Origin of the sequence: Streptomyces sp. NPDC127119 (genome assembly GCF_042677425.1) — a bacterium.
In the GTDB taxonomy this organism is placed as follows: domain Bacteria; phylum Actinomycetota; class Actinomycetes; order Streptomycetales; family Streptomycetaceae; genus Streptomyces.
Genome location: NZ_JBHXTO010000224.1, coordinates 1 through 9,509, shown reverse-complemented (window position 1 = coordinate 9,509; position 9,509 = coordinate 1). Strand labels below are relative to the sequence as shown.

General features: G+C 71.0%; 9 protein-coding genes. 6 read left to right on the top strand and 3 right to left on the bottom strand.

Annotated elements, in window-relative coordinates:
* Positions 1-162: 162 nt before the first annotated feature.
* From ACFVH5_RS42220 to ACFVH5_RS42210, 3 genes are read right to left on the bottom strand one after another with little or no spacing between them, the layout of a single operon-like run.
* Positions 163-1,035 (bottom strand): geranyl diphosphate 2-C-methyltransferase, encoded by an 873-nt coding sequence (locus tag ACFVH5_RS42220; RefSeq protein ID WP_385838993.1) that lies wholly within the window; start codon positions 1,033-1,035, stop codon positions 163-165.
* Positions 1,036-1,081: 46 nt separating this feature from the next.
* Positions 1,082-2,140: a family 2 encapsulin nanocompartment cargo protein terpene cyclase gene (locus ACFVH5_RS42215; protein WP_385838991.1), complete on the bottom strand. Its 1,059-nt coding sequence runs from the start codon at positions 2,138-2,140 to the stop codon at positions 1,082-1,084.
* The gene (locus tag ACFVH5_RS42210) at positions 2,137-3,567 is read right to left on the bottom strand and encodes a family 2B encapsulin nanocompartment shell protein (protein WP_385838990.1); all 1,431 of its coding nucleotides are present in this window, start codon (positions 3,565-3,567) and stop codon (positions 2,137-2,139) included. Before ACFVH5_RS42210 ends, ACFVH5_RS42215 begins: the two co-directional genes overlap by 4 nt.
* A 440-nt stretch (positions 3,568-4,007) precedes the next feature.
* Between ACFVH5_RS42210 and paaA the strand changes: the two genes are divergently transcribed.
* The 6 genes from paaA (at position 4,008) to ACFVH5_RS42180 (ending at position 9,401) form a co-directional block, all read left to right on the top strand.
* Positions 4,008-5,000, top strand: coding sequence for a 1,2-phenylacetyl-CoA epoxidase subunit PaaA (paaA, locus tag ACFVH5_RS42205; RefSeq protein WP_385838989.1), 993 nt, complete (start codon positions 4,008-4,010; stop codon positions 4,998-5,000).
* Entirely contained in the window at positions 4,997-5,317 is a 321-nt protein-coding gene (gene paaB, locus ACFVH5_RS42200) for a 1,2-phenylacetyl-CoA epoxidase subunit PaaB (RefSeq protein ID WP_385838988.1), read from the top strand. The genes paaA and paaB overlap by 4 nt, the downstream gene beginning before the upstream one ends.
* 10 nt (positions 5,318-5,327) lie before the next feature.
* Positions 5,328-6,155 (top strand): 1,2-phenylacetyl-CoA epoxidase subunit PaaC, encoded by an 828-nt coding sequence (paaC, locus tag ACFVH5_RS42195; protein ID WP_385838987.1) that lies wholly within the window; start codon positions 5,328-5,330, stop codon positions 6,153-6,155.
* The gene (paaD, locus tag ACFVH5_RS42190) at positions 6,149-6,664 is read left to right on the top strand and encodes a 1,2-phenylacetyl-CoA epoxidase subunit PaaD (RefSeq protein ID WP_385838985.1); all 516 of its coding nucleotides are present in this window, start codon (positions 6,149-6,151) and stop codon (positions 6,662-6,664) included. The genes paaC and paaD overlap by 7 nt, the downstream gene beginning before the upstream one ends.
* Positions 6,664-7,833 carry a 1,2-phenylacetyl-CoA epoxidase subunit PaaE gene (paaE, locus tag ACFVH5_RS42185; RefSeq protein ID WP_385838984.1) on the top strand — a complete coding sequence of 390 codons (1,170 nt, stop codon included), beginning with the start codon at positions 6,664-6,666 and terminating at the stop codon, positions 7,831-7,833. The genes paaD and paaE overlap by 1 nt, the downstream gene beginning before the upstream one ends.
* 203 nt (positions 7,834-8,036) lie before the next feature.
* The gene (locus tag ACFVH5_RS42180) at positions 8,037-9,401 is read left to right on the top strand and encodes an FAD-dependent oxidoreductase (RefSeq protein WP_384799325.1); all 1,365 of its coding nucleotides are present in this window, start codon (positions 8,037-8,039) and stop codon (positions 9,399-9,401) included.
* The last annotated feature ends 108 nt before the right edge of the window (positions 9,402-9,509 follow it).

The following is a 9,509-nucleotide window of genomic DNA, read 5'->3' as shown; positions in this document are numbered from 1 at the left end:
TGGCTGACTCTGGCCACTGCCACGGCCACCGTTCTCGCCCTGCGCCCCGGGGTCGGGGCCGCCGGGGGCCGCGGGGGGGGGGGGGGCGCCCCCCTGAGCCCCCGCCCCCGGGCCCGGGGCGACGACCCCGCGGCCCGGGCCCGGGTGCCGGTTCAGGGCACGTCAGACGCGGTCGGCCACGATGAGCAGGTACTGGAAACTGCCGTTCCTGTACGCGTTCAGGAACGTTTCCTCGATGCCCGTGACCAGATGCCCGGCCTCCTGGCGCAGCTCCCAGTAGGGGATCGTGTCGGCGGTGAGGTCCTCCACATGGACGGGCACGAGCCGGTTGCGGGCCATCGCGCGGAAGTACTCCGAGCGCGGATGGATGTCGCAGATGTAGTGCGCGTTGATGAGCGACACCTCGCGGGAGGCCCGCCCGTAGGCGTCGTTGTAGCAGCCGGTGATCGTCACATAGCGGCCCCCGCGGCGCAGCAACCGGGCGTGCTCGGCGAAGAGCAGGTCCAACTCCACGTACATGGTGGACTCGTTGTTCCAGGAGGCCGCGTACGCGCCGCTCTCCAGGCCCGTGTCGAGCATGTTCCGGTGGTGGTAGCGCACCTTGTCGTCGATGCCCCGCTTACGGGCCTGCTCGTTGGCGAAGTCGGCCTGTTTCCGGGAGAGCGTCACCCCGTCGGTGTGGCAGCCGTACCGCAGATGGGCCACCACGCTGCCGCCGCCGCGCCCGCAGCCGGCGTCGAAGACACGGTCGGTGGGGGAGAGGTCGCCGAGCCGGGAGGCGAGCAGGTCGGCCTGGGCCTGCTCCAGCCGGTGCAGTTCGGCGGTGATCCGGTCGGGGCCCGAGCCGGGACCCTCGTCGAGAGCGGACCGGTCGACGGCTCCGATGCCGTAGTGGTGGTGGTACAGGTCGTCGATCTTCCCCAGTTCGAGGTTGACCGGGTTCTCCTCGGCGTTCCAGTAGTCCGCGACGCGGGTCTGGTACGTGGACTGGCTCGGCACCGATGCTGCGGTGGTCTCGGTGTTGGTGATGGTCAAGTGGGGACTCCTCGTGGCGCTGTGACGATGGGCCGGGACGGTGGTGCTACCAGTAGTTGGGCAGGTGGTATCGGTGGGAGTTGGTGGCGTGCCATTCGTGGTTCCCTGACACCCACGAGGCCAGGCCCTCGGCGTAGCGCGCGACGAGGGGCGAGGTGGCGGACAGGACCGCCGACTCCTCCTCGAACGCTTCCATGATCCTGTTGTGGATCTCGACGGCCCGCAGATAGGCGGCCTTCAGTCCGCACCGCTCGTTGGCGGCGATGACCTGGGGCAGGTTCAGATGGGTGGGGTCGGAGGCCAGTTCCTTGGTGAAGGAGTACAGGTCGTTGACGATCGTGGTGGCGTTGCAGGCGAGCGCGGTGATCCGCTGGATCTCGGACCGGGCGTACAGCGCCGCGGGCAGTTCGTAGCCGTCCACGGCGTCGACGATCGACAGACACGGCCGGAAGTTGTTGAACTGCCGCATCACCAGGTACTCCCAGATCTGCGGCACGTACCGGATCTCGGACCAGGCGGCCTCCGCGAGATAGCCCATGTGCAGCCGGGCCAGGTCGTGCACGATCCGGTCGCTCTGGCTGGGTGTGGCGAGCTCGCGGTAGTCCCGCAGGGCGTGGTGGTACGACCGCAGCGGCCCGTCGGCCGCCATGCCGTGGCGCCACTCCTCCTCCAGCTCGGGTGTGCCGTGGTACGGATCGAGCGCCGACTGGGCGATGACCAGCCGCCCGCCCAGCCCGCGGGCCGCTCCGCCCCGGCCCTCGACCTCCTCGCAGTAGCAGTCGTCGACGACGTTCTCGGCGAGCAGCAGTTTCCCGGCCGCCATGAGGTGGTCGAGGCTGATCGCGCCGGGGTGCTGGAGCACGACGGCCCGGCCGCACTGGAACCCCGCGAAGTCCCCCGTCCAGCTCTGCGGGAACAGATCCAGGGAACGGGCCCAGGCCTCCAGCCTGCGGTCGATCTCCGCGGCCTTCTCCGGGTCGGCGGGCACGGCCGGCCGGTACCGCAGCCCGGGGACCGCGCCGCTGCGACGGCGGGTGGTGGCGCGGGCGAGATTCGGCGGACCGGGCAGTCGGGGAGCCGTGGGGGACACGGGCGGGGTGCTCACTCCGCGGTCCGCCCGACCTGGACGTTCTCCAGGATTCCCGCCGCGTCGGGAACGAGGATCGCCATCGAGTAGTAGGCGGTCACCAGATAGTTCATGATCGCGGTGGTGTCGATGTTCATGAACCTGACGTTGAGCCCCGGCTGGTACTCCTCGGGAATGCCGGTCTGGTAGAGCCCGACCACGCCCTGGTCGGCCTCTCCGGTGCGCAGGGCGATGACGCTGCTCGTGTGCTGCGGGCTGATCGGGATCTTGCCGCAGGGCAGGAACGGGACACCGCGCCACGCGGGCACCTCATGGCCTTCGACGGTGGTGGTGCCGGGCATCAGACCGCGCCGGTTGCACTGCCGGAAGAAGGCCGCGATCGCCTTCGGGTGGGCCAGGAACACCCGGGTCTTGCGGCGCATCGACAGCAGTTCGTCGAGGTCGTCGGGGGTCGGCGGACCGGAGAAGGTGCTGACGCGCTGGGCGTGGTCGACGTTGTGCAGCAGACCGAACTCGCGGTTGTTGACCAGCTCCCACTCCTGGCGTTCGCGGATCTCCTCGATGGCCAGGCGCAGTTGCTGCTCGGTCTGGTCCATCGGGCTGTTGTAGAGGTCCGCGACGCGGGTGTGGACGCGCAGTACCGTCTGGGTGAGCGACAGCTCGTACTCGCGCGGGGAGAGGTCGTAGTCGACGAAGCCGCCGGAGAGGGTCGGCTCGCCCACGTGCCCCGCCTGCATGGGGACGTCGGCCTCGCCCTTGCGGTTCATGGGCTTGCTCTGCTGCTCGGCGAACGCGGCGAGCTGCGCGGCGAGGGACGGAGTGCGTGCCACGAACTGTTCGAGGCTGTCCCAGTTCAGGGTCAGCACCGTGCCCGCGGTGTCGGCCCGCACCGAGTGGTGCCAGCGCGGATCCTCCTGGCCGATGGCCTCGTCACCGAGCTGGGCGCCGTCCGTGACGACCCCGGTGACCTCCTCCTCGCCGTACTTGCCGGGGGTGTAGCGGGTGAACCGGCCGTGGACGACTAGATACGCCTCGGTCACGGGCTGTCCGGCGTCGAAGAGGACCTGGCCGGCCCGCACCTCCCGTACGCGGAACCGTGCGGCGATCTCCTGGAGGGCCGCCGTGTCGGTGTAGCCGCGCAGCGCCGGCAGTTCGGTGAGCGTCTCGGGGATGACCTTGATGTCGTCGGCGCCGTTGTGGTCGAACTGCACCCGGCCCCGGCCGACGCGGAGCTGCAGTCGCCGGTTGACCCGGTAGGTGCCGCCCTTGACGTCCACCCACGGCAGCATCTTGAGCAGCCACCGCGAGGTGATGGCCTGCATCTGCGGTGCGGACTTGGTGGTGGTGGCGAGCTGACGCGCGGCCTGTGTGCCGAGACTGGTGAACGGTGTCTCCGCGTCGGGCGGGCCGACGGCGCTGTCGGGGGGACTTTCCGGGGCGGTCACATGTCCTCCGGGTACGTGATGCGAGCAGGCGGGCGGTGCTGGGCTGACACTGGGCGGCTGTCGGGCGCGGGTTCACGGGGCGGTGGAGGCCGGGGCGGTGGCCGTGGGGCTGTGCGGACGACTGGGCAGTGCGGTGCTGCGTGTAAAGCCAAACAGCCACGGGTGGCGGCAGGGAACCGCGTGAAAGGGGCGTGTTCGCGCCCCTGACGTGGCGCTCCGTAGCGCGAGGTGCGCCACCGCCGACGCAGTGCTCCCACGCCGGTCCCCGCCTCCGTGCGACCGGCGCGGGGGCGCACGGATGGTTTGCGCCGGCCCGGGAGGGGAGCGGAGGCCCGCGCCGACCGGCCCTTCGGTCAGGTGATCGAGTGTGGGTCTTGCCCGGGCGGGGGAAAGGCGGCACACTGGTACCGAACGAATGGTCGGTAGGGAAGCTGGTATCGATGACCACGACACACTCCGCCGGGACGCCCCTCCCGGAGCAGTTGTTGCAGGAGCACTTCGACGCGACGATCGCGCGGGACCAGCGCATCGAGCCCCGCGACTGGATGCCCGACGGCTATCGCAGGACCCTCGTCCGGCAGATCGCGCAGCACGCGCACTCGGAGATCATCGGGATGCAGCCCGAGGGCGAGTGGATCACCCGCGCCCCGTCGCTGCGCCGCAAGGCCATCCTGTTCGCCAAGGTCCAGGACGAGGCGGGCCACGGGCTGTACCTGTACTCGGCCGCCGAGACCCTCGGCGCCGACCGCACCGACCTCACCGAACGGCTGATCGAGGGCCGCCAGAAGTACTCGTCGATCTTCAACTACCCGACCCCGACCTTCGCCGACGTCGGCGTGATCGGCTGGTTCGTCGACGGCGCGGCGATCTGCAACCAGGTCCCCCTGTGCAGGAGTTCGTACGGGCCCTACGCGCGCGCGATGGTGCGGATCTGCAAGGAGGAGTCCTTCCACCAGCGGCAGGGCTACGAACTGCTGCTGACCATGATGCGCGGCACCGAGGCCCAGCGGGACATGGTCCAGGACTCCGTGAACCGCTGGTGGTGGCCCTCGCTCATGATGTTCGGCCCGCCCGACGGCGACTCGCCCAACTCCGCGGCCTCGATGGCCTGGAAGATCAAGCGGCACACCAACGACGAGCTGCGTCAGCGGTTCGTCGACATGACCGTCCCGCAGGCCGCCAAGCTCGGCGTGACCCTCCCCGACCCGGAGCTGCGCTGGAACGCGGAGCGCGGCCACCACGACTTCGGCACCCCCGACTGGTCCGAGCTGAAGCGGGTCATCGGCGGCGACGGACCCTGCAACGCCGAGCGGGTGGAGCGCCGCAGGACCGCCCACGAGGACGGCGCCTGGGTACGGGAGGCGGCCACGGCCCACGCGGCCAAGCAGGCACGGCGCGCGCGTGCGCGTACGCAGGAAGGGGCGACGGCATGAGCGACTCCACCCCGGACGCGACGGCGGAGACCACCCAGGGCGACTGGCCGCTGTACGAGGTCTTCGTACGCGGCAAGCGCGGACTGAACCACGTCCACGTGGGCTCCCTGCACGCGGCCGACGACACGATGGCCCTCACCCACGCGCGCGACCTCTACACCCGCCGCAACGAGGGCGTCTCGATCTGGGTGGTGCGCTCCGAGCACATCGCCGCCTCCACCCGCGACGAGAAGGACCCGTTCTTCGCGCCGAGCGCCGACAAGGTCTACCGCCACCCGACCTTCTACGACATCCCCGACGACGTCCCACACATCTGAGGAGCAGGGCATGAGCGACGACCATGTCTATCTGTCCCTCGCCGAGGGACACGAGGACGACTCCCGCTGGGCGTACGGCACCGGCTTCGAGGACCCGCTGCACGGCGTGGACACCACCGTGCTCGAAGGCGTCGCCGCCGACCTGCTGGCCGCCGACTGCGTGGCCCTCGCCGACGACGCCCTGGTGAGCGCCCAGCGGCTCGCCGAGTGGACCACCCGCGCCCCCGAGCTGGAGGAGGAGGTCGCCCTCGCCAACATCGGCCTCGACCTCCTCGGCCAGGCCCGGCTGCTCTACGCCCGCGCCGGCCAGGTCGACGGCACCGGGCGCGGCGAGGACGCGTACGCCTACTTCCGGGACGCGGACGACTTCAGGAACGTCCGGCTGGCCGAACTGCCCGGCGGTGACTTCGCGTTCTCGGCCGTGCGGCTGCTGGTCCTGTCCAGCTGGCGGCTCGCCCACTTCGGGGAGCTGTCGTCGCACCCCGACCCGGTCCTCGCGGCCGTCGCGGCGAAGGGCGTCAAGGAACTGACCTACCACCGGCAGTACGCGGCCGAGTGGGTCGTGCGCCTCGGTGACGGCACGGACGAGTCGCACCGCCGTACGCGCAGGGCGATGGAGCAGATCGCCCCGTACTTCGGCGAGCTGTTCACGGCGTACGACGTCCGGGACGAGGTGGTCGCCGTCCTGCGGCAGGTCACCGAGGCCGCCGGGCTGCCCATGCCGGTGTTCCGGCCACTGCCCGGCGCGGGCCGGGACGGGGAGCACACCGAGCATCTCGCGCCGCTGCTGGCCGAGTTGCAGAGCGTGGCCCGCGCCCACCCGGGGGCGACATGGTGACCGCCGTGCGGGACGTGCAGCGCGCCTGGCACATCGCCGAGCAGGTGCCGGACCCCGAACTGCCCATGCTCACCCTGGCCGACCTCGGCGTCCTGCGCGGGGTCGAGGTGGGCGGGGACGGCACCGTGGTCGCGCGACTGACGCCCACCTACTCGGGCTGCCCCGCGATGGCCGAGATGCGCGCGGACGTGGCGGCACGACTGCGCGACGCGGGCTACGCGCGCGTGGAGATCCGTACGGTCCTGGACCCGCCGTGGACCAGCGACTGGATCACCCCCGAGGGCCGCCGCAAGCTCACCGAGCACGGCATCGCACCCCCGGGAGCCGCACCCCGGCACGCCGCAGGCCCGGTGCCCCTCGTCCTGGCCCCCACCCGCCGCACGGTGGCCTGTCCGCGCTGCGGCGCGACGGACACCGAGGAGACGTCCCGCTTCTCCGCCACGGCCTGCAAGGCGCTCCACCGCTGCCGCGCCTGCCGCGAACCGTTCGAGTACGTCAAGGAGATCTGATGGCAGGCCTGAGGCAAGAGCCGGCGGGAGACACCACGGACCCGGCGGCCCCGACCCCGGCCGCGGTCGCGACGGCCCCCGCCCCGGCGGTGCCCGTGCGGGTCCGCCGCCGCCCGGCCTTCCACCCCCTGCGCGTCGCCGCCGTACAGCCGCTGTGCGAGGACGCGGCGGCCGTGAGCTTCGAGATCCCGGCGGAGCTGGCGGACGAGTTCGCCTTCGCGCCCGGTCAGTCGCTGACGCTGCGGCGCGTGGTCGACGGACGGGACGAGCGGCGTTCGTACTCGATCTGTTCGCCGGCCGGTTCGGTGCCGCGCATCGGGGTGCGGGTGGTGCCGGGAGGTCTGTTCTCGGCCTGGCTCGTGCGCGAGGTGCGCCCCGGTGACACGGTCGAGGTGATGGCCCCCACCGGCACGTTCACGCCCGACCTCGCCGCGCCCGGCCACCATGTGCTGGTCGCGGCCGGTTCCGGTGTCACGCCGATGCTGTCCATCGCCGAGTCCGTCCTGGCGGCCCATCCGCGCTCGACGATCACCCTCTTCTACGGCAACCGCCGCACGGACACGGTGATGTTCGCCGACGAGCTGGCGGATCTGAAGGACCTCTATCCGGCGCGGTTCCAGCTCGCCCACGTGCTGTCCCGTGAGCCCCGCGAGGCCGAGGTGCTGTCCGGCCGCCTCGACGCGGAGCGGCTCTCGGCACTGGTCGGCTCGCTGGTCGACGTGGGGTCGGCGGACCACTGGTGGCTCTGCGGGCCGCACGGCATGGTCGTCGACGCCCAGCGGGTCCTGACCGGCCTCGGCGTGCCCGGCGACCGCGTCCACCGGGAGCTGTTCTACGCCGACGACGAGCCCGTACGAGAGGTGCGTCACGAGGAGGCGGCCGTCGAGGGGCCCGTCAGCCAGGTCACCGTCACTCTGGACGGCCGCTCCACGACCGCGGCACTGGTCCGGGACCGCAGCATCCTGGAAGGCGCCCAGCGGAACCGCCCCGACCTGCCCTTCGCCTGCAAGGGCGGCGTCTGCGGCACCTGCCGTGCCCTGGTCACCGACGGCATGGCCGACATGCGCCGCAACTTCGCGCTGGAGGACGCCGAGGTCGACGCGGGCTACGTACTGACCTGCCAGTCGTACCCGGTCTCGGAGACCCTGACCGTCGACTACGACAGTTGAGGCGACGGGCGTACGCCTGAGGGGCCGTACGTCGGAGACGGCATCTGAGGGGCACCGGCTGAGGGGCATCGGCGGACATGCTCTCGATCCACTCATAAATCGGAGTTATGAGGTCATAGATCCAGCCCGGCTACAGACTTAGGATAGCCTTAGTTTAGGCTCCCGGTGAGTACTCCTGATCGCCGCTCGAAGGGAACCTGATCATGCCTCGCCCCCTGCGGGTAGCCATAGTCGGAGCCGGCCCCGCCGGGATCTACGCCGCCGACGCGCTGTTGAAGTCCGCAGTGGCCGTCGAGCCCGGTGTCTCCATCGACCTCTTCGAGCGGATGCCGGCCCCCTTCGGCCTGATCCGTTACGGCGTGGCCCCCGACCACCCGCGCATCAAGGGCATCATCACCGCCCTGCACCAGGTGCTCGACAAGCCGCAGATCCGCCTCTTCGGCAACGTCGACTACCCGGGTGACATCAACCTCGACGACCTGCGCGCCTTCTACGACGCGGTGATCTTCTCCACCGGGGCGACGGCCGACCGGCACCTCGACATACCCGGCATCGGGCTCGACGGGTCGTACGGCGCGGCGGACTTCGTGTCCTGGTACGACGGGCACCCCGACGTGCCGCGCACCTGGCCGCTGGAGGCCGAGAAGGTCGCCGTCCTCGGCGTCGGCAACGTGGCGCTCGACGTGGCCCGCATCCTCGCCAAGACCGCGGAGGAGCTGCTGCCCACCGAGATCCCGGCGAACGTCCACGAGGGGCTCAAGGCCAACAAGGCCCTGGAGGTCCACGTCTTCGGCCGCCGCGGTCCGGCGCAGGCGAAGTTCAGCCCGCTGGAGCTGCGGGAGCTGGACCACTCGCCGAACATCGAGGTCATCGTCGACCCCGAGGACATCGACTACGACGACGGCTCGATCGCGACCCGGCGCGGCAACAAGCAGGCCGACATGGTCTCCAAGACCCTGGAGAACTGGGCGATCCGCGACGTCGGCGAGCGGCGGCACAAGCTGTTCCTGCACTTCTTCGAGTCGCCGACCGAGATCCTCGGTGAGGACGGCAAGGTCGTGGGCCTGCGCACCGAGCGCACCGCCCTCGACGGCACCGGCAACGTCAAGGGCACCGGCGAGTTCAAGGACTGGGACCTCGGCGCGGTCTACCGTGCCGTCGGCTACCTCTCCGACAAACTGCCCAAGCTCCCCTGGGACGTCGAGTCGGGCACCGTTCCGGACAAGGCGGGCCGGGTGATCGAGGAGACCGGCGAGCACCTGACGTCGACGTACGTCACCGGTTGGATCCGGCGCGGTCCGGTGGGCCTCATCGGCCACACCAAGGGCGACGCCAACGAGACGGTCGCCAGCCTGCTCGACGACCACGGGAACGGCCGTCTTCAGACGCCCACCTCACCGGAACCCGAGTCGGTGGACGCCTTCCTCGCCGAGCGGAACGTCCGCTTCACGACGTGGGAGGGCTGGTACCGCCTGGACGCCGCGGAGAAGGCGCTCGGCGAGCCGCAGGGCCGCGAGCGCGTGAAGCTCGTGGAGCGTGAGGACATGCTCGGCGCCAGCGGAGCGTAGCCCCCGAGGGAGGCGTACGAACAACCGGTCGAGGGGGGTGGGGGGCGCCGGGGGCAGGCGCGGGCCGCCCCCCCCCCCCAATGAAAAAAAAAAAACCCCCAACACCCA

What these genes read in the sequence shown, in the direction of transcription:
- paaA (WP_385838989.1), top strand. Translation starts at nt 4,008, where the DNA reads ATGACCACGACACACTCCGCCGGGACGCCCCTCCCGGAGCAGTTGTTG.
- paaB (WP_385838988.1), top strand. Translation starts at nt 4,997, where the DNA reads ATGAGCGACTCCACCCCGGACGCGACGGCGGAGACCACCCAGGGCGAC.
- paaC (WP_385838987.1), top strand. Translation starts at nt 5,328, where the DNA reads ATGAGCGACGACCATGTCTATCTGTCCCTCGCCGAGGGACACGAGGAC.
- paaD (WP_385838985.1), top strand. Translation starts at nt 6,149, where the DNA reads ATGGTGACCGCCGTGCGGGACGTGCAGCGCGCCTGGCACATCGCCGAG.
- paaE (WP_385838984.1), top strand. Translation starts at nt 6,664, where the DNA reads ATGGCAGGCCTGAGGCAAGAGCCGGCGGGAGACACCACGGACCCGGCG.
- ACFVH5_RS42180 (WP_384799325.1), top strand. Translation starts at nt 8,037, where the DNA reads ATGCCTCGCCCCCTGCGGGTAGCCATAGTCGGAGCCGGCCCCGCCGGG.